The 24,297-nt window shown below is 68.0% G+C and carries 17 protein-coding genes; 2 read left to right on the forward strand and 15 right to left on the reverse strand.

Annotated features, from left to right (window positions below; all coding sequences use genetic code 11):
* Positions 1 to 12: 12 nt before the first annotated feature.
* From uvrC to ACYVDK_RS03630, 11 genes are all read right to left on the reverse strand, one after another.
* Positions 13 to 2,040, reverse strand: coding sequence for an excinuclease ABC subunit UvrC (gene uvrC, locus ACYVDK_RS03580; protein ID WP_460518061.1), 2,028 nt, complete (start codon positions 2,038 to 2,040; stop codon positions 13 to 15).
* Between the two features lie 6 nt (positions 2,041 to 2,046).
* Positions 2,047 to 4,938 (reverse strand): excinuclease ABC subunit UvrA, encoded by a 2,892-nt coding sequence (gene uvrA / locus ACYVDK_RS03585; protein ID WP_460518064.1) that lies wholly within the window; start codon positions 4,936 to 4,938, stop codon positions 2,047 to 2,049.
* A 48-nt stretch (positions 4,939 to 4,986) separates the two neighbouring features.
* Positions 4,987 to 5,502: a hypothetical protein gene (locus ACYVDK_RS03590; protein ID WP_460518066.1), complete on the reverse strand. Its 516-nt coding sequence runs from the start codon at positions 5,500 to 5,502 to the stop codon at positions 4,987 to 4,989.
* On the reverse strand, positions 5,499 to 6,833 hold the full coding sequence (locus ACYVDK_RS03595; protein WP_460518069.1) for a DUF58 domain-containing protein: 1,335 nt from the start codon (positions 6,831 to 6,833) through the stop codon (positions 5,499 to 5,501). Before ACYVDK_RS03595 ends, ACYVDK_RS03590 begins: the two co-directional genes overlap by 4 nt.
* Positions 6,830 to 7,903 (reverse strand): AAA family ATPase, encoded by a 1,074-nt coding sequence (locus ACYVDK_RS03600; RefSeq protein WP_460518072.1) that lies wholly within the window; start codon positions 7,901 to 7,903, stop codon positions 6,830 to 6,832. Before ACYVDK_RS03600 ends, ACYVDK_RS03595 begins: the two co-directional genes overlap by 4 nt.
* Positions 7,904 to 7,909: 6 nt before the next feature.
* Positions 7,910 to 8,500, reverse strand: a complete 591-nt coding sequence (locus ACYVDK_RS03605) for a hypothetical protein (RefSeq protein ID WP_460518075.1) — start codon at positions 8,498 to 8,500, stop codon at positions 7,910 to 7,912.
* Complete coding sequence (locus tag ACYVDK_RS03610) at positions 8,497 to 9,306, reverse strand: DUF4129 domain-containing protein (RefSeq protein WP_460518077.1); 810 nt, start codon at positions 9,304 to 9,306, stop codon at positions 8,497 to 8,499. Before ACYVDK_RS03610 ends, ACYVDK_RS03605 begins: the two co-directional genes overlap by 4 nt.
* Before the next feature lie 157 nt (positions 9,307 to 9,463).
* Positions 9,464 to 11,533, reverse strand: coding sequence for an excinuclease ABC subunit UvrB (uvrB, locus tag ACYVDK_RS03615; protein WP_460518080.1), 2,070 nt, complete (start codon positions 11,531 to 11,533; stop codon positions 9,464 to 9,466).
* Between the two features lie 30 nt (positions 11,534 to 11,563).
* Positions 11,564 to 15,085: an ABC transporter ATP-binding protein/permease gene (locus ACYVDK_RS03620; RefSeq protein ID WP_460518082.1), complete on the reverse strand. Its 3,522-nt coding sequence runs from the start codon at positions 15,083 to 15,085 to the stop codon at positions 11,564 to 11,566.
* 50 nt (positions 15,086 to 15,135) lie between these two features.
* Positions 15,136 to 16,167, reverse strand: a complete 1,032-nt coding sequence (cydB, locus tag ACYVDK_RS03625; protein ID WP_460518085.1) for a cytochrome d ubiquinol oxidase subunit II — start codon at positions 16,165 to 16,167, stop codon at positions 15,136 to 15,138.
* 76 nt (positions 16,168 to 16,243) lie between these two features.
* On the reverse strand, positions 16,244 to 17,812 hold the full coding sequence (locus ACYVDK_RS03630) for a cytochrome ubiquinol oxidase subunit I (protein WP_460518141.1): 1,569 nt from the start codon (positions 17,810 to 17,812) through the stop codon (positions 16,244 to 16,246).
* A gap of 136 nt (positions 17,813 to 17,948) precedes the next feature.
* Here ACYVDK_RS03630 and ACYVDK_RS03635 point away from each other — a divergent pair, with 136 nt between their 5' ends.
* Positions 17,949 to 18,308, forward strand: coding sequence for a BlaI/MecI/CopY family transcriptional regulator (locus ACYVDK_RS03635; RefSeq protein ID WP_460518144.1), 360 nt, complete (start codon positions 17,949 to 17,951; stop codon positions 18,306 to 18,308).
* A gap of 43 nt (positions 18,309 to 18,351) precedes the next feature.
* A complete protein-coding gene (locus ACYVDK_RS03640) occupies positions 18,352 to 19,338 on the forward strand; it encodes a M56 family metallopeptidase (protein WP_460518086.1) in 987 nt (328 codons plus the stop codon).
* Positions 19,339 to 19,347: 9 nt separating this feature from the next.
* Here the strand turns inward: ACYVDK_RS03640 and coaE are convergent, their stop codons facing one another.
* The 4 genes from coaE to ACYVDK_RS03660 all read right to left on the reverse strand — a co-directional run bounded on the left by coaE (position 19,348) and on the right by ACYVDK_RS03660 (position 24,134).
* The gene (gene coaE, locus ACYVDK_RS03645) at positions 19,348 to 19,956 is read right to left on the reverse strand and encodes a dephospho-CoA kinase (protein WP_460518089.1); all 609 of its coding nucleotides are present in this window, start codon (positions 19,954 to 19,956) and stop codon (positions 19,348 to 19,350) included.
* 2 nt (positions 19,957 to 19,958) lie between these two features.
* The gene (locus tag ACYVDK_RS03650; RefSeq protein WP_460518091.1) at positions 19,959 to 20,537 is read right to left on the reverse strand and encodes an MOSC domain-containing protein; all 579 of its coding nucleotides are present in this window, start codon (positions 20,535 to 20,537) and stop codon (positions 19,959 to 19,961) included.
* 112 nt (positions 20,538 to 20,649) lie between these two features.
* Positions 20,650 to 22,107 carry a 30S ribosomal protein S1 gene (rpsA, locus tag ACYVDK_RS03655; protein ID WP_460518094.1) on the reverse strand — a complete coding sequence of 486 codons (1,458 nt, stop codon included), beginning with the start codon at positions 22,105 to 22,107 and terminating at the stop codon, positions 20,650 to 20,652.
* A 353-nt stretch (positions 22,108 to 22,460) separates the two neighbouring features.
* Positions 22,461 to 24,134: a DUF885 domain-containing protein gene (locus ACYVDK_RS03660; RefSeq protein ID WP_460518097.1), complete on the reverse strand. Its 1,674-nt coding sequence runs from the start codon at positions 24,132 to 24,134 to the stop codon at positions 22,461 to 22,463.
* Positions 24,135 to 24,297 lie beyond the last annotated feature (163 nt).

Consider the following 24,297-nt stretch of genomic DNA (forward strand, 5'->3'; position numbering starts at 1 on the left):
CGCGCTCGCGACTCAGCCGCGCAGCGCCTCTTCGACAGTCGCGGCGAGCCTCGGGCCGATGCCACGCACCTCGGCGATCTGCTCCACGCCGGCCTTCCTCAACTCGGAGACCGAGCCGAAATGTCGCAGCAGCTCCTTCACCCGTGCCGGGCCGAGCCCCGGCACCTCGGTGAGCACGGAGGCGATGTCTCGCTTGCGACGAGCGCGCTGGTACGTGATCGCGAAGCGGTGTGCCTCGTCACGGATGCGCTGCACCAGGAACAGGGCGTCGCTGTTGCGGGGCAGGATGACCGGGAAGTCCGAGTCTGGCAGCCAAAGTTCCTCCAGCCGCTTAGCGATTCCGGCGAGTTGGATGCCCGTCACACCGGATTCCTGCAGTGCTCGCTGTGCCGCGGCGACCTGTGGCTGCCCGCCGTCGACGAGCAGCAGCTGCGGCGGATACGAGAACTTGCGCGGGCGTCGGCCGACCTCGGGCTCCCCAGCATCTTCCGCCGTGCTTGCGGCATCCGCAGTCTCGTCGTCAGTATTTGAGGCAGCGGTGCTCGTTGCATCCGCGCTCGCGGGTGCAGCGGCATCCGCACTCGCCGCCGGTGCGGTATCCGCGCCGGCATCGTACGCGTCGGACTTCAGGTAGGCGAGTCGCCGGGTGAGCACCTGGTAGATCGATTCCGTGTCGTCGGTGGAGGCGGGAATGCTGAACCTGCGGTACTGGTCTTTTCGCGGGAGGCCGTCTTCGAACACGACCATCGACGCGACGATGTTTGTGCCGGAGAGGTGCGACACGTCGTAGCACTCCATGCGTAGCGGCGCGTCGTGCATGTCCAGCGCATCACGGATGTCTTCGAGCGCCTGCGACCGGGCGACGAAGTCAGCACTGCGTCGCGTCTTGTACAGCATGAGCGCGTTCTTCGCATTCGTCTCAGCGGTCTGTGCCAGCGCGGCCTTCTCCCCGCGATGGGCGATGCGCAGCCGCACCTTGGATGGTGCGACCCCCCTGCTCCGCGTGCCCTCAGCGCCCTGCGTTCGGCGCGTGCCGAGCCACCGCTCGAGCTCCGCGGCGTCGTCCGGCAGAACCGGTACGAGGATCTCGCGCGGAGGGGTGAACCCGCCGTCGTACGCGTTCTCCAGCACGGTCTCGACAAGCTGGGCGACCTCGACGTCGAGCTCCTTGTCGACCACCCAGCTGCGGGTTCCGCGGATGCGGCCGCCGCGGACGATGAATTGATGCACGGCCGCCGCCAGCTCGTCGTCGGCTATTCCGAAGACATCCGTGTCGACATCGTCGGAGAACACGACCGCCGTCTTCTCCATCACGGCGCGCATCGCCTGGATGCTGTCGCGGTGTCGGGCGGCGGCCTCGTACTGCTGATGTTCGGCGGCCTCGCGCATGCGCTGCTCGAGGGCACGTACATAGCTGGTGTCGTTGCCCGCCATGAATGACACGAAGTCGTCGGCCACTTCACGGTGCTCCTCGAGCGTGACCCGGCCGACGCAGGGAGCGACGCACTTGCCGATGTCGCCGAGCAGGCAGGGACGGCCGGTCAGTTCGGCCCTGTGATACACACCGTCGGAGCAGCTGCGCATCGGGAACGCCTTGAGCATGAGGTCGAGAGTCTCGCGGATCGCCCACACCTTCGTGTACGGGCCGAAGTAGCGAGCCCCCTTGATGCCCCGGTTGCGGGTGACCATGGTGCGCGGCACGTCGTCGGCGAGCGTGACGGCGAGGTACGGGTAGGTCTTGTCGTCACGGAACTGCACGTTGAACGGAGGACTGAACTCCTTGATCCACGTGTACTCGAGCTGCAGCGCCTCGAACTCGTTGGCAACCACCGTCCATTCGACGCTCGCGGCCGTTGTCACCATGCGTCTGGTGCGCTCGTGCAGGTTGCGCAGCGGCTGGAAGTAGTTGCTCAGCCGTGCGCGCAAGTTCTTCGCCTTGCCCACGTAGAGCACGCGCTTCTTGGCGTCCCGGAACCGGTAGACGCCCGGTCCGGTGGGGATCTCGCCGGACTTGGGGCGATACGGGACGGTGTCTGCCATCGCTGATCAGGCGGTCTTCTGCTCGACGCGGGTGTCGGCGTCCAACATCTCGCGCAGGAAGACACCGGTATGGCTGGCTTTGACCGTCGCAATCTTCTCCGGCGTGCCCGTCGCGATGATGCGACCGCCGCCTGAGCCCCCCTCCGGACCGAGGTCGATGATCCAGTCGGCGGACTTGACCACGTCGAGGTTGTGCTCGATGACGATCACCGTGTTGCCCTTGTCGACCAGGCCGTTCAGCACCTCGAGCAGCTTGCGCACGTCTTCGAAGTGCAGCCCGGTCGTCGGCTCGTCGAGCACGTAGACGCTGCGCCCGTTGCTCCGCCGCTGCAGCTCCGTGGCGAGCTTCACACGTTGAGCTTCGCCACCGGAGAGCGTGGTGGCGCTCTGCCCGAGCCGCACATAGCCGAGTCCCACGTCGACGAGCGTCTGCAGGTAGCGGTGGATGGCGGAGATCGGCTTGAAGAACTCCGCAGCCTCCTCGATGGGCATGTCGAGCACCTCGGCGATGTTCCTGCCCTTGTAGTGCACCTGGAGCGTGTCGCGGTTGTAGCGGGCTCCCCCGCAGACCTCGCATGCGACGTACACGTCGGGCAGGAAGTTCATTTCGATCTTGATCGTGCCGTCGCCGGAGCACGCTTCACAGCGACCGCCTTTGACGTTGAAACTGAACCGTCCCGGCAGGTAGCCGCGCGCCTTCGCCTCGGCGGTCTCAGCGAACAGCGTGCGGATGCGGTCGAACACGCCGGTGTACGTGGCCGGGTTGGATCGCGGTGTTCGGCCGATCGGCGCCTGATCGACGTGCACGACCTTGTCGAGGTGTTCCGTGCCGGTGACGCGGGTGTGCTTGCCGGCCACTTTGCGTGCTCCATTGAGACGGTTCGCCAGCACCCGGTACAGGATGTCGTTCACCAGGGATGACTTGCCCGAGCCGCTCACGCCGGTGACCGCGACGAAGACGCCCAGCGGGAAGTCGACGGTCAGGTTGCGCAGATTGTTGGCGTTGGCGCCGACGACCCGGAGCATCCGCCCCGGATCGATCGACCTACGCTTGGCAGGCGTCTCGATCGTACGGCGACCGGCCAGATAGTCGCCGGTGAGAGACTCCGCGTTGTCCAGCAGCTCGTCGTACGTTCCCGAGTGCACGACACGGCCGCCACCCTCGCCGGCGCCGGGTCCGATGTCGACGATCCAGTCCGCTGTGCGGATGGTGTCTTCATCATGCTCGACCACGATGAGCGTGTTGCCGAGATTGCGGAGCGCGACGAGGGTGTCGATCAGCCGGCGGTTGTCACGCTGGTGAAGCCCGATGCTGGGCTCGTCGAGCACGTAGAGCACGCCGGTGAGGCCGGAGCCGATCTGGGTGGCGAGCCGGATGCGCTGCGCCTCGCCGCCGGAGAGCGTCGCCGCTGCGCGGCCCATGCTGAGGTAGTTCAAACCGACCTGGATGAGAAAGTCGAGGCGCACCTTGATCTCGCGGAGCACCTGCGCCGCGATGATCTGCTCCCGCTCCGTCAGCTCGAGCTTGTTCATGAACGCCCTGGCATCGGCGAGGCTCAGATCGGCGACGTCGGCGATGCTGTGACCGTGGATGAGCACGGCGAGCACCTCGGGCTTCAGCCGCTTGCCCTGGCACACCGGGCACGGCACCTCCCTCAGATACTCGGCCCAGCGCTGCCGCTGCGTGTCGGAGTCCGCCTGCAGGTACTGGCGCTCGATGTAGGGCACAACACCCTCGAAACCGGACGTGTAGCTGAGCTCGCGGCCGTAGCGGTTGCGCCACTTGACCTTGACCTTGAAGTCCTTGCCACGCAGGATCGCGTCGCGCACCGTGCGCGGCAGTTCGTCCCACGGTGCGCCGAGGTCGAAGCCGAGATCGCGGGCGAGACCGTCGAGCAGTTTGTCGTAGTACTGATAGAGGCCCTTTCCCTGCGTGCTCCACGGCAGGATCACGCCCTCCGAGATGCTCAGCGAAGGGTCGCCGAGCAGCAGCTCGTCGTCCACCGACATGCGCGTGCCCAGGCCGGAGCATTCGGGGCAGGCTCCGAACGGGGCGTTGAACGAGAATGTGCGCGGCTCGATCTCGGTGAGCTGGATCGGGTGGCCGTTCGGGCACGCGAGCTTCTCGCTGAAGTTGCGCGTGGCATCCGGTCCCGACTCGTCGACGTAGCTGACGGAGGCGAGCCCGTCGGTCAGCCGTAGCGCTGTCTCGAGCGAGTCGGTGAGGCGGGTGAGGATGTCGGGCCCCGCGACCAGGCGGTCGACGACGACCGAGATGTCGTGCTTGTACTGCTTCTTCAGGGTCGGGGGGGATGCGAGCTGCACCTGCTCGCCGTCGACCAGGGCGCGTGAATAGCCCGACGCAGACAGCTCGGCGAACAGGTCGACGAACTCGCCCTTCTTCTGTTTGACCATCGGGCTGAGCACGAGGTAGCGGGTTCCCGGCTCCAACTCCATGAGCTGGTCGGCGATCTGCTGCACCGTCTGGCGCTGGATCACCTCGCCGCAGACCGGGCAATGCGGAACGCCGATGCGCGCCCAGAGAAGCCGCATGTAGTCGAAGATCTCGGTGATCGTGCCCACCGTCGACCGTGGGTTGCGGTTCGTGGACTTCTGGTCGATGGACACCGCGGGACTGAGGCCCTCGATGAAGTCGACGTCGGGACGGTCCACCTGACCGAGGAACTGCCTGGCATACGCCGACAGCGACTCGACGTATCGGCGCTGTCCTTCGGCGAAGATCGTGTCGAACGCGAGCGAAGACTTTCCCGACCCGGAGAGTCCTGTGAAGACGACCAGCGAATCACGCGGAATCTCGACGTCGACGTTGCGGAGGTTGTGCACGCGGGCACCGCGAACGCTGAGTTTCGAGTGAGCTTGCACTTTCGAGATCGACACGCGAAAAGTCTAGAGAGGGCCACTGACAAACGTGTGAGCCGATAGCGATCATCGCCTGCGGATGATGAGCACGACGAGCGCTCCGATGCAGACGGCGCCCACGGCTGCGAACACTCCGGGCAAGGGCAGCGGAATCGGCTGCGCCGAAGCGAGGAGGAGCACGGCAACGAGCACGCCCTGAGCGGGCACCTGCAGGGCGAGCCATCCGAGCAGCGGTCCGCGGAGCACGCGCCCCTGCAGCACACCGCCGGGTTCGACGACGATCGAGAGAGACCCGATGACGTGCAACAGGTGAATGACGGCGAGGGTGGCGTAAGGATGCCAGTCCCCCGGTTCGGGAGTTCGCGCGAGCTGGGTCAGCGCGATGACGAGTGCGCATCCCCACGCGGCGAGCGTGGCAGGGAACAGGGCGCCGAGGATGGCGAACGCCAACCCGAGGTATCCGAACGGTGCAGGCACAAGAAGAAGCGCGGCGACGCCGCCCACCAACGCGATGGCGAGCCGTGGAGCGAACCCGGGGAGGGGCGCGCCGACGGATATCTTGGCGTGAAGGCGTTCGCTCATGGTCGCCTCGGCCGGCTCACGGAGCGAAGATCGGCGGAGCGTTCGGCCGGCGACCGGTGCCAGGCGACGATGTCGGCACCGACCGCCAGCAGGTCGCGCAGCCTCTCGTCGCGACGACCGAGCACCACGCGCAGAGCGAGCAGTTGACGACGGTTCAGCGCGCCGGCATCGGGCCGCGGCAGCGTGTCGATGGCCAGCACGCGGTGTCCGGCCGCGCGCCACAGGGCGGCGAGCCGCACGGCGTCGCCGTCGAGGAACGTGGACAGCAGAACGATCATCGCCCCCGGCGCCACAAGCGGCGTGCGAGCGCGGGTGAGGAAGCGCGGATGCGGCGCCGTGCGGGCGATCGCCGCCTTCAGCCGTTCCCGCTGGCGGCCGCCCGATCCGCGGGGCACCGCTCCCCCGGCACGCGACAGCACCTGGAACGCCACGGCGTCGCCGGCGTCGAGGTAGGCGGAGGCGAGACTCCAGGCGGCGTTGCGGGCGACATCCATCGAGGTCGTCCCGGTGAGTGTGGGGTCGCCGAGCGTCCACTCGGCCACGGCCTCGCCCACCTCGTCGGCGTCGTCGAACACGATCGCGACGTCGACGTCGGATGTGGCGTTCGTGCGTCGCACGTACAGGTCTCCTGGGCGCCGAGCCAGGCGTGCCGTGGCCTTCCAGTCCACCCGCCGAAGCCGATCGCCACTCACGAACGGGTGGATGTCGCGGAACTCGCCTCCGTCGCCAGGTCGGCCGGACTGGTGCGCGCCGGTGAGTCCGCGCAGCCGGCGAGGCACCGGCAGGAAGCGGATCGGTGTGAGTTCCGGTTCGACGACCACGTGGTGCGAAGTGCGTGATGCGGCATCGGCGACGAACCCCGCTCCGCGGGTGACTCCGCGCTGCTCCACCGCGAGCAGCTCCTGCTCGCCGGAGTGCGCAAGAGGGACCCGCGCGTGCAGCGCGGCGGGCGGAACGACGGCGAACTGCTGCACCTCGAAGCCCAGCGTGGTGATGCGCAGCAGCACGAGCCCCACGTCGCCCGGCGCCGTCACCTCGATGCGCACCGGTGCGGTCGGCCGGAGCGCATCACCGCCCTCGGCGGTCTCGAGGTCTCGGGACGGTTCACGCCCCGACGATCGCGCGTGGAGCTCGTCCTCCGACGTCTGCACGAGCGTCACGGCGACCGGATCGGCCGTCGCGGGGTGCCTTGTCGCGGCCGCCACGGCGACGAAGAGCACCACACCGATGAGGGCGACGTCTGCGCGGCCGAACACGATCGCAGCAGCGCACACGATCAGCGCGCAGAGCGTTCCGGCCGCGGGGACGGCGGTGCGTCGCCAGATCGTCACGACCCGATTCCGTCGTGCACCGCTCCGTTGTGCACATCGCCGTTGTGCACATCTCGGTCGCGCACGTTCCCACCCCGAGCCACCACCGGTGGGCCGGACACCATGTCGACGATTCCTGCGACGATGCGCGTGGCATCCGTTCCCGCGGCCCACGCCGCCGGAGTCAGCGTGAGACGATGCGCCAACGCAGGAACCGCCACCCGTTTGACGTCGTCGGGTGTGACGTAGTCCCTGCCGTCCATCACGGCAAGTGATCGCGCGACCAGCATGAGCGCCTGGGAACCCCGTGGCGACGCGCCCACCTCGACGGTGCGGTCGGCCCGTGTCGCCGCCGCGAGGTCGACGCAGTAGCGAAGGATGTCCGCATCCACATGCACTCGCTCGACACCCGCCTGCATGGACAGCAGCCCGCCGGCATCCGTCACCGCGGGAACCGTCGCCACCTCCCGGCGGCGTGCCAGCCGGTTCGCGAGCACCTGCTCCTCCTCGGCGCGGTCCGGATACCCGACGCTCAACCGCACCAGGAAACGGTCGAGCTGGGCCTCAGGGAGGGCGTAAGTGCCCTCGTACTCGATGGGGTTCGCGGTGGCGATCACGTGGAACGGGGCGGGTAGCGCGAAGCTCGTCCCCTCCACCGTCACCTGAGACTCCGCCATGGCCTCCAGCAGTGCGGACTGCGTCTTCGGCGCGGTGCGGTTGAGCTCGTCCGCCAGCAGCAGCCCCGTGAAGACCGGTCCTGGCCGGAAAACGAAGTCGCCGCTGGTGGGCGCGTACACGTACGAGCCGGTGATGTCGGCCGGCAGCAGATCGGGTGTGCACTGGAGGCGCCTGAACGGCAGGCCCATGGCCGAGGCGAGGCTGCGTGCCGCGAGCGTCTTGCCGAGACCCGGTACGTCCTCGAACAGCACGTGTCCGCCCGCCAGGATGCTCGCCATGGCGATGCGCAAGGGCTCGCTCTGCCCGATGACGACGCTCTCCACGGCGGACAGCACCGCGGCGGCCGTCTCGGCGATGGACGTGATGGCCGCCGGAGCGGCTTGCGGGTGCTCTGCGATGTTGTCGTCGGTCACGAAAGTTCAGTGTCCTCTTCTGGCGGATGCCTGTGGGTCTTCGGCGGTCGCGTCGCGATCTCGGCGGGCGGCGGGACGAGGTTCGGCCGTACCTCGAGCGCCGCCGTGGCCGGAAAGTGCGTCCAAAGCATCGAGACAGCCCACCAGTCGCCCGGTCGAAGGAAGGATGCCGTGCACCGGGTTCAGGGCGGCGTACGACGGCTCCCCGATGAGTGCAACGATCGCCTCTCGGTCGCCCGGCGTCGACAGGTCGAGGCCGAACCGTTCGAGCCGCACGGCCGCGAGTTCGCGGACAGCTTTGAATCCCGGCTCGCGCACCGAACCCCTGCGCATCTGGAATCCCCAGGCCAGTCGAGAGACGTCTGACCGGGTGCCCGGGCGAGGCGCGGGGCGTTCGAACGGCCACCGCACGGCGCTCGGCCCGCTGTAGGCGGCCCACGCGAGGCCGATCGCTACCGCCAGGAATCCGATGGCGCAGGCGAAACCGAGATCGACGCCGAAATACCAGAGCACTACGCTCGCGATCACGCCGGCCACCACTGCAACGACGGCTCTGCCCCTCGTGAGGCCCGCTGATCGGCGGTGCAGATCGGTCACGAGAGGCCTCCCCGATCGGCCGGCGTCGAGGATCCCGTGTGCGGCGCATCCCGTGCCGAGCCATGCGCCGTCCTGTTCGCGCCTGTCGCGTCGTGCCACGAATCCCGTAGCCGGGTCAGGCAGGCCCGCGCCGACTCGACGGTGGTCGTGTCGACCGGGTGCCCGCCGAACCGCACCCCCTGGTAGAGATCGAGCAACGTGAGCGCGGCGTCTCGATCGGTGCCGAACCGGGCGATGATGCGGGTCGTGTACTCGCCGGGCGTCTCCGACGGGCGGCGTCCGGCACCGGACGCCTCCGCCGCGTCCTGCAGTCCGAGCCACGCTCGCACGATCGCGTCGTTCGGCTCCCTGGCATCGTCGAGCAACGCGATGGCGCGATCGATGCCGCGCACCACCACCGGCGCGATCGGGTCGTCGGTGCGTGCGTCGGCGGTGGGTGCGGAGACCGCCGACATGCGGCCATCCGCCGGCTCGGTGAGAATCCGGGAACGGCGCAGGGCTCGCCGCACCAGATAGACGACGATGCCCGCGACCACTATCGCCGCAAGCGTTGCCCACACCAACCAGAGCTGCAACTCGGCCGGCGAGAAGTGCCGCGTCGGGGTCGGGGCGGGACCGCGGGTCTGGAACGGAGCGGGAGCGACGGGATGCGGCGCACCGTTCCCGGCTGTAGGGAGCCAGAGCGGGCGCCCGGCGCGAAGAGGGCCGGACATCAGGGTTCCCGCGACGAGCACGAGCCCGAGCACCGCGACGACGACGATCAGACCGACTGCCGATCGCCGACGAGCATCACCGCCCTTGCCCACTCGCTCACGTTAGGGCACTGCGCCCGGTCCGCGCTGCTCGGGCGCAGTGCCGTCGAAGTCCCACGGCGCCGCAGCACCACAGTGTCGAAAGCACCACAGTGTCGAAAGCACCACAGTGTCGAAAGCACCACAGTGTCGAACAGGTCGTGGAAGGCCGTCATGCGTGCCCGGCCTTCTCCATCTGGCGCAGATCCCGTTTCAGGTCGGCGAGTTCGTCGCGCAGCCGGGCCGCCAGCTCGAACTTCAACTCGCCGGCGGCAGCGAGCATCTGGTCATTCAGGTCCGCGATGATCGACTCGAGTTCCTCAGCGCCCTCCGCAGCAATGCCCTCGCGACGAAGGTTGGGCGTCGGCGCCTTCTTCTTCGACGAACCGCTTCGCGCTGCGAGCATCTTCTGGGTGTCGGCACCCTCGCGCGCGAGCACATCGGTGATGTCGGCGATCCGCTTGCGCAACGGCTGCGGGTCGATGCCGTTCACCCTGTTGTACTCGACCTGCTTCTCACGCCGCCGGTTCGTCTCGTCGATCGCCTGCTTCATCGAATCGGTGAGCACGTCTGCGTACATGTGCACCTCGCCGGAGACATTGCGCGCGGCACGGCCGATCGTCTGGATGAGTGACGTCGACGATCGCAGGAAACCCTCCTTGTCGGCGTCGAGGATGGCCACCAACGACACCTCGGGAAGATCGAGTCCTTCGCGCAGCAGATTGATGCCGACGAGCACGTCGTAGACGCCCTGTCGCAGTTCGGTGAGCAGTTCGACCCTGCGCAGAGTGTCGACGTCGGAGTGCAGATATCGCACCCGCACCCCCGCTTCGGCCAGGTAGTCGGTGAGCTCCTCCGCCATCTTCTTCGTCAGTGTCGTGACGAGCACGCGCTCGTCACGCTCCACCCGCACCCGGATCTCCTCGAGCAGGTCGTCGATCTGGCCCTTCGTGGGCTTCACGACGACCTCGGGGTCGATGAGCCCGGTCGGGCGGATGATCTGCTCCACCACACCGTCGGCGATGCCCATCTCATATCGTCCAGGGGTGGCCGACATGTATACCGTCTGCCCGATGCGCTCGGTGAACTCCTCCCACTTCAGAGGACGGTTGTCGAGCGCACTCGGCAGCCGGAAGCCGTGCTCGACGAGGGTGCGCTTACGGGAGGCGTCGCCCTCGTACATGGCGCCGATCTGTGGGACCGTCACGTGCGACTCGTCGATGACGAGCAGGAAATCGTCGGGGAAGTAGTCGAGCAGGCAGTGCGGCGCCTCGCCGGGTGCACGGCCGTCGATGTGGCGGGAGTAGTTCTCGATACCGGAGCAGAAACCGATCTGCTCCATCATCTCGATGTCGAACGAGGTGCGCATGCGCAGCCGCTGAGCCTCGAGCAGCTTGCCCTCGCGCTCCAACTCCTCCAGTCGCTGCGCCAGCTCGATCTTGATCGTGCCGATGGCGCGCTGCATCGTCTCCGGGCTCGCGGCGTAGTGCGTCGCCGGGAAGACGGAGACGGCATCCAACTGCTTGATGATCTCTCCGGTGAGCGGATGCAGCGAGTACAGCGCCTCGACCTCGTCGCCGAACAACTCGATGCGGATCGCGTGCTCCTCGTACATCGGGATGATCTCGATGGTGTCGCCCCGCACACGGAACTTGCCCCTGGAGAAGTCGATGTCGTTGCGCTGGTACTGCATGTTGACGAACATGCGGATGAGATTGTCCCGACCGATCTGCTGGCCCACCTGAACCGCGGCCATGGCATCCAGGTATTCCTCGGCCGCGCCCAGCCCGTAGATGCAGGAGACGGTAGAGACGACCACGACGTCGCGGCGACTCAGCAGCGAGTTCGTCGTCGAGTGCCGAAGCCTTTCCACCTCCGAATTGATGGAGGAGTCTTTCTCGATGAAGGTGTCCGTCTGCGGAACGTACGCCTCCGGCTGGTAGTAGTCGTAGTACGAGACGAAGTACTCGACCGCGTTGTTCGGCATCAGGTCGCGGAACTCGTTCGCCAGCTGCGCAGCGAGGGTCTTGTTGTGCGAGAGCACGAGCGTCGGACGCTGCACCTGCTCGACGAGCCACGCGGCCGTCGCCGACTTTCCGGTTCCGGTCGCACCGAGCAGAACGACATCCGTCTCCCCCGCGTTGATGCGGGCGGCGAGTTCTTTGATCGCCTGAGGCTGGTCGCCGCTCGGCGCGTACTCGCTGACGACCTCGAACGGGCGGACGGCGCGAGTCGGTTGCATGAGTCCAAGTCTAGGAAAGGCGTACGACACTCAGGCCGGAGCGAGCGCCGGTCGTCGCATTCCGGAGACCGTGCTTCCGGTCAGCTCGATCACGTGCTCGGAACGCCTGGCCTGCTCGGCGGCGTGCGTCACCAGCACGGTGACGCGGTCATGCAGTGCCACCCGCAGGTCTGTGATCAGCGCCGCGGATGCCTGTTCGTCCAGGTGCGCGGTCGGCTCATCGATCAGCACGACATCGCCGTTCGCGAGCAGTGTGCGTGCCACAGCGACCCGCTGGCGCTGCCCGCCGGAGAAGTGCTCCCCTGCCGGCCCGATCCTGGTGTCGAGACCGTGCGGCAGCGAGGCGATGAGAGGTGCCAGACCGACGCGGGTGAGGGCATCCATCAGCTCGGCATCGGTCGGAGAATCAGCGTCGGCAGGAGAATCGGAGCGGGGACGCGCGATCAGCAGGTTGGCACGCAAGGTCGAGTCGAAGAGGTGGCCCTCCTGCGGACACCATGCCACTCTGGCCCGCAACTCGTGCGGCGGAACGGTGCGAGCGTCAACGGTGCGGGCATCCACGGTGCGGGCATCCACGGTGCGGGCATCCACCGTCCTGTCCGCGAAGTTCGGCGCCTGCTCGTGGAGCAGGTAGCGTCCGGCGAGCGGATCGGCGAAGCGAAGCAACAGCGAGAGCAGGGTGGACTTGCCTGACCCGCTCGGGCCGATGACCGCGAGCCACTCTCCGCGTGCGACGGCACCGTGGATGCCGGTGAAGACGGGCCGCGACGCATCGGGGTACCGGAACGACACACCGTCGAGCCGGATGCCCCGAACGACCCCGAGCGCCGCTCTCGTCGTCGGGTCCGGCTGCTGCGGCACCCCCGCCGGAACGCTCGTCGCGACACGCACGCGCGCGAACACCGTTGCCAGTGCAGGTGCACGGGACGCCGCAGCGACTGTGTCGAGGAGCGGCTCGATCAGTGCCAGCGGCACCAGCACGAGCACGGCGACGAGCTCTGGCCGGAGAGTGCCCGAGGCCATCGGTGCCGTCGCGAGCGGAAGCATGACGACCGCTGCGACGCAGCACGCCAGAACGACGAGGGCGGATGCTGCGCCCTCGGCATAGGCGGTGCGTCGCTCGGTCCGCGCGGCCGCGGCGCCGGCATCGTCGATGCGGCGGATGACGCGGTCCTTCGCGGTCGGCGTCAGGTCGTCGCGGGCCACGAGCAGGTCTGTGAAGGCGGTCAGGATCGCAGAACGCGCCAGCTCCGTCCGCCTCGCGGCCGACCGGCCGGTCGCGAACGCGAGCGCCGGTGCCACCAGCAGGGCGATGACGGCGAGCGCGGCCACCGCACCGAGCGCGGGCGGGTACAGCATGCCCAGCGCGACAGCGGATCCGGTAAGCACGACGACTGCCGCTGCGGGCGGCTGCACGACCCGTGGTACGAGGTCGCGTGCCCGGTCGGCCGCCCCGATCAGTGTGGCCAGCGCGTTCCCGGGCGAAAGCGCCCGGCGACCGGCAGGTCCCGCCTCGGCGAGCGCGCACCAGAGGCGCAGTCGCAGCGCCGTCGTCGCGCGGAAGACGGCGTCGTGGGTGAGCAGCCTTTCCGCGTAACGCAGCGCGGATCGGCCGATGCCGAAGAAGCGAACGCCGACGATCGCCACGAGCAGGTACATGATCGCCGGTTCCTGGCTCGCCCGAACGATGAGCCAGCCGGAGAGCGCGGTGAGGGCGATGGCGAAGCAGCTGGAGAGCACGCCGACGAGAAGGGCGCAGCACATCCGCCACGACACCGGGCGGAGGAATGCGCAGAGCTCGCTGACAGCCCCGCGACTCCGGCTCGACGTACGAGTGCCCGTGGGCTGAGCGCCGGATTCCCCGGTTGCGGCTTCCGATGCAGGTACCTCGCCGTCGAGCGCAGTCGCATCGCCGGGTGTTGTGTACCTCGCCTCGACGGTCGCGGGTCGGCTACATGCGTCGCCGATGTGCACGACCTGGTCGGCCAGCAGCCGGACGGCCGGATCGTGGGAGGCCACCAGCACTGTGGCGCGCCCACGCATCCGTGCGATCTCGCGCCGGATGCCGGCGGCCGAGTCGGCGTCGAGGTGCGCCGTCGGCTCATCGAGCAGCACCAGCCGTGCCCCGCAGGCGACCGCGGCGAGCATCCGTGCGAACGCGAGCCTGCGTGCCTCGCCAGGGCTCAACTCGGCTGGATCGTCGTCAGCGAGTCGGGCCAGGCCGACTCGGTCGAGCAGGGTGCGGGCATCCGTCGGCCCTGCGTCGTCGGCCGGGCCGTACAGTCGAACCTCGTCGAGAACCGTGCGCGAGGCGAAGTGCGGGTGTTGCGGCATCCACACCGTCTGTTCGGTGCGGGGTGCGACCACGCCGCCCGTGCAGTCCGCGTCGTCGTCCAGTGCGGCGCCGCGACCCGCCAGCAGAGCGAGCACCGTGGACTTGCCTGCGCCGCTCTCGCCGGCGATCAGAGTGACGCCGCCTTCCGGTGCGCGGAACGACAACCCATGGACGGCGGGTTCCGTGCGGCCGGAGTGTCGGATCGTGAGGTCGTGCACGACGACACTTGCGCCGGTTCGTCGGGTGAGGCGGTTCCGCGCGAGCGGTCGAGAAAAGGCGTTCCGCGCCCGGCGCAGGGCCTCCCGACCGGTATCCGACGCGTGGAACGCGGCGCCGACGTCCCGAAGCGGTGCGTAGCACTCGGGCGCCAGGATGAGCGCCACGAGGCCTGCCTCGAGCGGCAGGTCTCCGCTGAGCAGCCGCACGCCGATGACCACCGCGACGACGGCGACGGAGATGGTGGCCAGAAGGTCGAGGGCGAGCGATGACAGGAACGCCGTGCGCAGCGTCGCCATGCTCCTCGCCCGATGACTCTCCGAGATCTCCGCCAGCGCAGCGGACTGCTCCCGGTCACGTCCGAGCCCGACCAGCACCGGCAGTCCCCGCGCGAGCTCCACAAGGTGATCGGAGAGTCGGCCGAGGGCATTCAACGACGAGGCCACGCGGTCTCGCGTGTGCAGGCCGATGAGCACCATGAAGAGCGGGACGAGCGGCACAGTCACGACGATCACGAGCGCGCTCACCCAGTCGGCGCCCAGGATGCGTGCACCCACCAGCAGCGGAACCGTCGCGGCGCCCACCAGAGAGGGAAGGTACGACGTGTAGTACGCGTCGAGATCGTCGAGGCCGGACGACGCCAATGCGGCGTCTGCACCGACCCCTCCGTCTCGTCGGCGGAGATAGGCACGGGCGAGACGGATGCGCAACTCCTGCTTGGCTCCCGCCGCTGCAGACTGCGACACGACGCGTAGCCCCCACACGGTGAAGGCGCGCACGAGCGCGCCCACGAGTCCCTCCGCCACGGCGGGGCCGACGTCGCCGTGTGCGATCACCGTGACGATGCCGGTGGCTAGGGCATCGGCCATCAGCACGAGGCCCGTTGCCTTGAGCGCACCGAGCAGGCCGAGCAGCAGAAGGCGCTTGGCACCAACCTCGGCGAGGCCGTCGAAGGGCGATGGTCTCGCGGAGGTTTCCGCCGAGGGCGCTGTGCCGGGCACAGCGCCCTGCACAGCGGGTCGGCCACCTCTCGTCGCAGTGTCTTCCCGTGTCACCGTGGCTTCACCGCCGGTTCGACGCGGCGCGCGGGCGGGATGCTCGCGCCGGCGATCCGTTTGCGGAAGACCCAGTACGTCCAGCCCTGGTACGCGAGCACGAGCGGGATGCCGAACGCGGCGACGACGCTCATCACGCCGAGTGTGTAGGACGAGCTGGACGCGTTGCCGATCGTGAGGTCGAATCTCGAGGCGATCGTCGACGGCAGCACCACCGGGTACGCATTGGCGAAGATCGATGCGACTCCGAGTATGAGGAAGCCCGCGATGCCGGCGAATGCCCCGCCTTCCCGCCCGCGTCGCGCACGCGTCAACGCCCACACCGCGGCCGCCACGGCCGCTGCCACCAGCAGCCAGGTATATGCCTTGCCGTGCATGACCTGCACCGCGACCACCCAGAGGGCGAGAGGAACCAGGAGGGCGGCCATCCATCGCGCCGCGAATCCTCCGGCGCGTGCGCGCACATCGCCCTCGGTCTTCAGCGCGAGGAATGCCGAGGCGTGCACCAGGCAGAACCCGACGACCGCCAGACCACCGACGACCGCCCAGCCGTTCAGCCAGGCGAACGGGCCGCCGACCCCGTCGCCGTTCGCATCGATCGGCAGTCCCGTGGTCGTCAGTGCCAGCGCGGCGCCCACACCGAATGCCGCGACGAAGGAACCCAGGCCGAGTGCGAGATCCCAGCAGCGCGTCCAGCGAGCGGTGTGGCCCTTGCCCCGATACTCGATGGCGACCGCGCGGAAGATGAGCCCGAGCAGCACGACGACGAACGGCACGTACAGGGTGGAGACGAGGGACGCATACCAGAACGGGAATGCGGCGAACGTGGCACCGGCGGCGGTGATCAGCCACACCTCGTTGCCATCCCAGATCGGGCCGATCGTGTTGAGCATCACGCGGCGATCATTTTCGGTGCGACCGGAGATCAGCATGTGCATCCCGACCCCTAGGTCGAACCCTTCCAGGAACAGATAGCCGGTCCAGAGCACGGCGATCAGGATGAACCACAGGGTGGGCAGGAAGTCCATGGTCGTACCTCTTCAGTAGCTAGCGGTCAGTGCAGTGGCAGGCGGTCGGCGGCAGCGCGGTCGGCGGCGGCGCGGCTCAGTAGGCGAAGGCCAGCACATCGTCGTCGGCGGGCGCGTTCGGATCCTTCGGCTTCTCGCCGAGCTCCGGGACGGCGCCGGCCACTCCCCCGCGGATGTACTTCACGAGAAGCCGCACCTCGACCACCATGAGCACCGCGTAGACGAGTGCGAACGAGCACAGCGAGAAGAGGATCTCGCCGAAGGTCACACCGGGCGAAACGGCAGCAGCCGTGAACATGAAGACCCCGTCGACCCCGCCCGGCGTCGGGTTCGGCGCCACGACGAACGGCTGCCGGCCCATCTCGGTGAAGATCCATCCGGCCGAGTTCGCGGCGAACGGGGACAGGATGCCCAGCGCGGCCAGCCACATCACCGCCCTGAACCGCGGTACAGTCCCCCGCCGGGTCAGCCACAGCGCGACGGCAGCAGCGAACGCGGCAAGCGCGCCGAACAGGATCATCAGCCGGAATCCCCAGTACGTGACAGCCATCACCGGCACGTAGTCGATCTTCTCGCCCGCGCGTGCGCCGAGCTTCGGGTCGTCCGGCAGATGTGTTCCGTACTTCTGCTGGTAGGCCGGTACGAGCTCGTTGACGCCGCGCACCGGCTCATTGAAGTCGCCGTTGGCAAGAAACCCGAGCACGCCCGGGATCTCGATGACGTTCACGACGCCCTTGCAGTCCTTGGACCCGATGTCGCCGAACGCCAGCAGGGAGAAGCTGGTGCCGGTGTGGCAGGCGGCCTCCGCTGATGCCATCTTCATCGGCTGCTGCACGAACATCAGCCGGGCCTGCGCGTCGCCCGTGATCGCAACGCCCGCGAACGCGATGATCGCGGTGACAGCGCCGATTCGCAGTGACGTGAGCCACACGTGGTGGTCCGCCTTGTCCCGGCCGGGAACCGCAGGCGCCTCTCCGACGATGACCCGGTTGTCCGGGCCGACCAGGTCGATTCCGTCGCGCCGGCGCTGCCACAGGTGGTACCACCCGACACCGAGCAGCATGGCGCCGCCGACGGACAACGCGCCGAAGATCGTGTGCGTGAACGCGGCGACGGCGGTGTTGTTGCCGAGCACGGCCCAGACATCCGTCATCACCGGCCTGCCGTCGACGAGCTTCACACCGACCGGGTGCTGCATCCACGAATTCGCCGCAATGATGAAGTACGCCGAGACGACCGAACCCGCCACGGCCAGCCAGAGACAGGCGAGATGGATGTGTTTCGGCAGCTTGGCCCAGCCGAAGATCCAGGCGCCGAGGAATGTCGACTCGACGAAGAACGCCAGAAGGGCCTCCATCGCCAGCGGTGCGCCGAAGACGTCCCCGACGAATCGGCTGTACTGGCTCCACGCGAGCCCGAACTGGAACTCCTGCACGAGGCCGGTGGCCACGCCCATGATGAAGTTGATCAGGTAGATCTTTCCCCAGAACTTCGTCATGCGGTAGTAACGGTCGTTCCCGGTACGCATCCACAGCGTCTGCATGAGCGCGACCAGGGGGCCGAGTCCGATGGTGAGCGGCACCATCCAGAAGTGGTAGACGGTTGTGATGCCGAACTGCCAGCGGGCGATCAGAAGCGGATCCAGCTCGGTGGTGAAGTGCACGTCGCCTCGTTTTCGGTCAGTTCTACGCTGCGTAGAATTCTACGCGCTGTAGAACGTTGTACCACGGTCATCCGAACATTTCTACGCGCGGTAGAATCTAGCTATGGCAAGTCGCACGGTGGTCAGACTCGGTGAGCTCGAACGCGCGATCATGGACGTCGTGTGGGATGCACCGGCGCCCCTCGCAGCGACCGATCTGCGCGACGCGCTGAAGGCGTCCGGCCCGGAGGGCAAGGAGCCTGCGATCACCACAGTGATGACCGTGCTTTCTCGACTGGAGGGCAAAGGCTTCGTCGTACGCGACAGGGATGCCCGCCCCCACCTCTATCGGCCCGCCATGAACCGCGCGGAGCACGTGGCGGAGCTCATGCACGAGGTGCTCGGCTCGGCATCGGATCGCGACGCCGTGCTCGCCCGTTTCGTCGGGCAGGTCACCCCTCACGACGCGGAGCGCCTGCGCAAGCTGCTGGAGGCGTAGCTCGTGCCCACGAAGACTCCCGCTCCGCGAGGTGGTCGGTAGCGTGCTCGCCGTCGCCGCATCGCTGGCGTTCCTCGCATTCGCGCTGGCCTGGCCCGTACCGGTCGTGCTGGCAGGAGCGCGCTGGCCGCGCCGCATGCCTGGCGCGGCGCTCGTGCTGTGGCAGGCGATCGCGCTCGCCGGAGGTCTTTCCATGATCGGCTCGCTGCTCGTCTTCGGGCTCATCCCGTTCGGTCAGGACCTGCCGCACGCTGCCGGCGCCTTCACGGCGGACCTGTTCGCGGGTCGGCTCCCCCACGACGCCGACTTCTTCGAGATATTCGCGCTCGCCGGAGCGGTTCTGCTTGGAGCGCATCTTCTGCTCAACCTCGTGCGCACCAGCTGGCGTGCCGAGCGGCAACGTCGTCACCACATTCACCTGCTCCAACTGCTCTCCGATCCCATGCCGGAGCGACCAGGCACACGTGTGATCGACCACGCTGCGCCGGTCGCGTACTGCCTGCCCGGTGCGCCCCGGGCGACCACGGTGCTCTCGGCCGGCCTGCTTGAGCTGCTGAGCGACGACGAACTCGCCGCCGTCCTGGCTCACGAGCGGGCGCATGTCTCGCAGCACCATCATGTGTTGCTCGTCGCGTTCAGCGCCTGGCGCAGCGCGCTCCCCTGGTTCCCGATCGCGACCCGGGCCCACGAAGCCGTCGGGCTGCTGATCGAGCTGCTCGCCGACGACCAGGCCAGGCGCACGGTCTCTCAGCGCAACCTGTCGCGCGCGGTCGCCCTGGTGGCTCTCGCCGGAGCACCGACCGGGGGCGGCGCGCCCGCCGCCGCACAGGGCATACTCGCGCCGACGGTGCCCAGCGTGAGCGTGACGGCGTCACTGCCGTCCGCGGGCGAGTGGGCAGACGCCCGCGTAGCCCGGCTCACGGATGTCGCGGCGCCTGCTGCTCCCGCGCTACGGCTCACCGTGTTGGCCGGCGCACTTGCGCTCGTCGTGCTCCCGACCCTGATGCTGCTGGGGCCCGCGGTCCGCTGAGCAGGGGGCTCAACCGTTGGTGATGAGCACGTCCCAGAGCGCGTCCACACGTCGAAGCAGATCATCCTTGTCGCCGTTGTTGTCGATCACGACGTCGGCGACGGCGCGGCGTTGCTCGTCGTCGGCCTGAATTCCGATTCGGCGCACGGCTTCCGCCTCGCTCATGCCACGCTCCGTGACCAGCCGCCGGATGCGCTCCGCGCGGTGCGCATCCACCACGACGACGCGGTCGAACCGCAGGGGCCGTTCGGGTGACGCCTCCACCAGCAGCGGAACGTCGTACACGACGATCGCGTTCGGATCCGTTGCCTCTGCCTGCGTGAACCGTTCCAGCGCCGCCCCCCACACGGCTGGATGCGTGATCGCGTTCAGGTCCGCGAGCCTGCCGGCGTCGCTGAACACGATCGCCCCCAGCGCCGGGCGGTCGAGCGACCCGTCCGCGGCGATCACCCCGTCGCCGAACCGGCTTCTGATGGCCGCCAGGCCGGGAGTCCCCGGCTCGACGACCTCCCGGGCGAGCAGGTCGGCATCCACGATCACGGCGCCATGCTCCGCCAGCCGATTCGACACGGTCGACTTGCCGGAAGCGATGCCCCCCGTGAGAGCGATGATCCGCACGACTACACCGGTTCCATCGCGATGTGATCACGGGATGGCAGCTCGACACGCACGGCGTCTCCCGGGCGCACGACGCCGCCGGAGAGCACCACCGACATCACGCCGGCCTTGCGCACGACGGTGCCGTCCGAACGGCGGAAGACCAGTTCCTTCATCAGCCGGGGGGCGAGCCCGTTGATCTGCTCGCACGGATTTCGCAGTCCGGTGAGCCGGATGCTCGCACCCTCCCCGATGTGCAGTACGGTGCCGGTCGGTAACGCGAGCAGATCGAGCCCGACTGTTGTGATGTTCTCGCCGATCTCGCCCGGTTTCACGTCGAAACCGTTCCGGCGCACTTCGTCGAACAGCTCGGAGTGGATCAGATGCACCTGACGCAGATTGGGCTGGTGCGGATCGCGAGCGATCCGCGACAGATGCTGCACCGTCGTTCCGGCGTGGGCGTCCCCCTCGATGCCCCACCCCTTGATCAGCCGGATCCGATCGACGCGGTGCTTGGTGAACCGGTGTCCGTCATCGCGGCTCACCGAGACCACCCGTGGCGCGGCGGCATCCTGTTCTGGTGCGGGGTCGCTGTGATCCATGCGCACCATTCTGCCGGAGTCGGCGCAGGCCGACCGGCTGATGGTCAGCGGAACATGACGAAGCGGCCGGGCCCCGAAGGACCCGGCCGCTTCACCCGAGCGCAGAATGCGATCAGGAATTGCTGGACAGCTTCTCGCGAAGAGCCGCGAGCGAAGCGTCGTCGGCGAGAGTGCCGCTGGAGTTCGAGTCGCTCGAGTAGGTGGCACCGCCGCGCGAGGTGGTCTCGGCCTGGGTGGCCTCCTCCTCGATGCCCTTGGCCACCTGGCGCTTGTGCGCCTCCCAGCGGGCCTGAGCCTCGGCGTAATCCTGCTCCCACTTCTCGCGCTGAGCGTCTGAGCCCTCGGTCCACTCGCCCGTCTCGGGGTCGAATCCCTCCGGGTACTTGTAGTTGCCCTGCTCGTCGTACTCCGTGAGCATGCCGTACAGTGCCGGGTCGAACTCGGTGCACTCCGGGTCGACTCCCTCGTTCGCCTGCTTCAGCGAAAGCGAGATGCGGCGACGCTCGAGGTCGATGTCGATGACCTTGACGAACACCTCGTCACCGACCGAGACGACCTGCTCGGCGAGCTCGACGTGCTTGCCCGACAGCTCCGAGATGTGCACGAGGCCCTCGATGCCGTCCGCCACGCGCACGAAGGCGCCGAACGGAACGAGCTTCGTGACCTTGCCCGGTGCGAACTGGCCGATCGCGTGCGTGCGCGCGAAGACCTGCCACGGGTCTTCCTGCGTCGCCTTCAGCGACAGGGAGACGCGCTCGCGGTCGAGTTCGACGGAGAGCACCTCGACGGTGACCTCCTGGCCGACCTCGACGACCTCGCTGGCGTGCTCGATGTGCTTCCACGACAACTCGGAGACGTGCACGAGGCCGTCGACGCCGCCGAGGTCCACGAACGCACCGAAGTTGACGATCGACGAGACGACACCCTTGCGCACCTGGCCCGGGTGGAGATTGGCGAGGAACGTCGAACGGCTCTCGGACTGGGTCTGCTCCAGCAGCGCGCGGCGAGAAAGCACCACGTTGTTGCGGTTCTTGTCGAGTTCGAGGATCTTAGCTTCGATCTCCTGGCCGAGGTACGGCGTGAGGTCGCGCACACGGCGCAGCTCGATGAGGGATGCCGGCAGGAAGCCGCGCAGTCCGATGTCGACGATCAGGCCGCCCTTGACGACCTCGATGACCTGTCCGGTCACTACGCCGTCGGCCTCCTTGATCTTCTCCACGTCGCCCCAGGCGCGCTCGTACTGGGCGCGCTTCTTGGAGAGGATGAGGCGGCCTTCCTTGTCCTCCTTCTGGAGAACGAGCGCCTCGACGGTGTCGCCGACGCCGACGACCTCGCTCGGGTCGACGTCGTGCTTGATGGAGAGTTCGCGGGAGGGGATAACGCCCTCGGTCTTGTAACCGACGTCGAGGAGAACCTCGTCGCGGTCGATCTTCACGACGGTGCCTTCGATGAGGTCGCCGTCGTTGAAGAACTTCAGAGTCTTTTCGACCGCGGCAAGAAAGTCGTCAGCAGAGCCGATGTCGTTGATCGCGACCTGCTTGGGTGCCTTTTCGGTCGTTGCGGTTGTCATTGAGTGGGTACTCCAGTTATGGACATGAATCAGGCCCGGAAGGATTGCTTCAGTTGGAATTCCCGCCGGGCAGGCGGTTAGGAACGTCACAAAAGTGACTCTCCAGACTACCGTCGCACGGTAGCCGCTCGCAACAACGACAGGGACAGCGTCGCTATTCCGGCGAAAGCCGTCATCTGCGATCTCCCTGTGCTCGCTTCGCCGGTCGACGAGGAACTCGACGGTGCCGCCCGTGAGCCGGCCGCCGGGTGCACGACCCAGCAGCCGGCGGCGGCGCCGGGCGGTGTCCTACCGACGCGGGGTCTGACCGGAGCGCCAACAGGGACGCGAAGCGGTTCGACTCGGCGATACGTTCAGGACAGCAGTGCCGTCTTCAGCGTGTCCAGGCCGACTCCGCCGATGTCGAGCGCCTTCTTGTGGAAGGCCTTGATGTCGAACGACTCGCCCTCTCGGCGCTGGTACTCGTCGCGGAGCTGCTCCCAGATGCGCTGTCCGATCTTGTACGACGGCGCCTGCCCCGGCCAGCCGAGGTAGCGGTTCACCTCGAAGCGAACGAACCCCTCGTTCATGTTGACGTTCTGGCCGAGGAACTCGAATGCGTAGTCCCCGGTCCACGGTCCCTCGCCGTCCGGGCGCTGCTTCGTCAGGTGCACGCCGATGTCGAGCACGACGCGCGCGGCGCGCATCCGCTGGCCATCGAGCATCCCGAGCCGGTCCGCCGGGTCGTCGAGGTAGCCGAGCTGTTCCATGAGGCGCTCCGCGTACAACGCCCATCCCTCGGCGTGACCCGACGTCCCCGCGATGCGGCGCCACGTGTTCAGCTGCGCCTTGTTGTACGTAGCCGTCGCGATCTGCAGGTGATGGCCCGGCACGCCCTCGTGATACACCGTGGTCAGCTCGCGCCAGGTGTCGAATTCGGTGACGCCCTCTGGCACGCTCCACCACATGCGACCGGCACGGGAGAAGTCGTCGGCCGGCGGCGTGTAGTAGATGCCGCCCTCCTGGGTGGGAGCGATCATGCACTCCAGGTCGCGGATGGGCTCCGGAATGTCGAAATGAGTCTCGCCGAGTTCGGCGAGTGCGCGGTCGCTGGTCTCCTGCATCCAGCGCTTGAGCGCGTCGGTACCGTGCAGCTTGCGCGACGGGTCGCCGTCGAGAAAGGCGATCGCCTCGGCGACGGATGCTCCTGGCTTGATCTCGCGCGCGATCGACTCCTGTTCGTCCACCATGCGTCGCAGCTCATCGACGCCCCACTCGTAGGTCTCATCGAGGTCGACCGTGGCGCCGAGAAAACTGCGGGAGGCGAGGGAGTAGAGCTCGCGGCCGACGGCATCCTGCTCCGGTGCGTGGGCGGCCAGCTCGTCCTCGAGGAACACCGCCAGTTCGCCGTAAGCGGCAGCCGCCTCGGCAGCTCCCTTCTCGAGGTCCCTTTTCAGCGCGTCGGACAGTTCGTCGTCACCTGCACTCGCGTCGCGTGCCAGCTCGAAGAAGAAGCCGTTCGACCCGACCTGCTTGTTCGCCTGCACGATGCCCTCGCGCACCTGACGGATGGCCGGCACGTTGCCGGAGTGGATGCCGGCGCGGAGCGAGGTGATGTAGCCGCGCATCGCCGCCGGGAGGTTGTGCATGCGGCGCGCGATCGTCTCCCAGTTCTCGACCGTCGCGGTCGGCTCCAGGTCGAAGATCTCGCGCAGGCCCTGCTCGGGCGAGGCGATCACGTTGAGGTCGCGCTGGTAGAAGCCGGCCTCGTGCTTTTCGAGTTCGAGCTTCAGCTCACGGGTCAGATCGAGCTTCGTGACTCGGTCGATCTCGTCGGCGGGTTGGGCGGCCTCGACACGACGGAGCACGTCGGCCTGCGCTTCGGCCAGGCGGTCGTTGCCCTCTGGCGAATAGTCGGCGTACTCGCCCTCGCGGCCGGGGCGGCCGAGCCAGACGTGGTACTCGGGGGCGATCTCGAGTTGCGTGTCGACCCACGCTTCGGCGAGTGCGTCGATGGGCGTGGCGGTTCTCTGCGGTTGCTGAGTCATGGTCGCCAGCCTATGGCGCCCCCTGCCGAGACTGCACGGGGACGCGAGACTGCACGCCGACCCGCGAGACTGCACGCCGACCCCGAGACCGTGGGTGAATCCCTCTGGTTCGGAGTGGGCGTGCAGTCTCGCGAAATGGGCGGACCCGCGCGTCGTCGGTGTC

The sequence above is a fragment of the Humibacter antri genome (assembly GCF_054777235.1).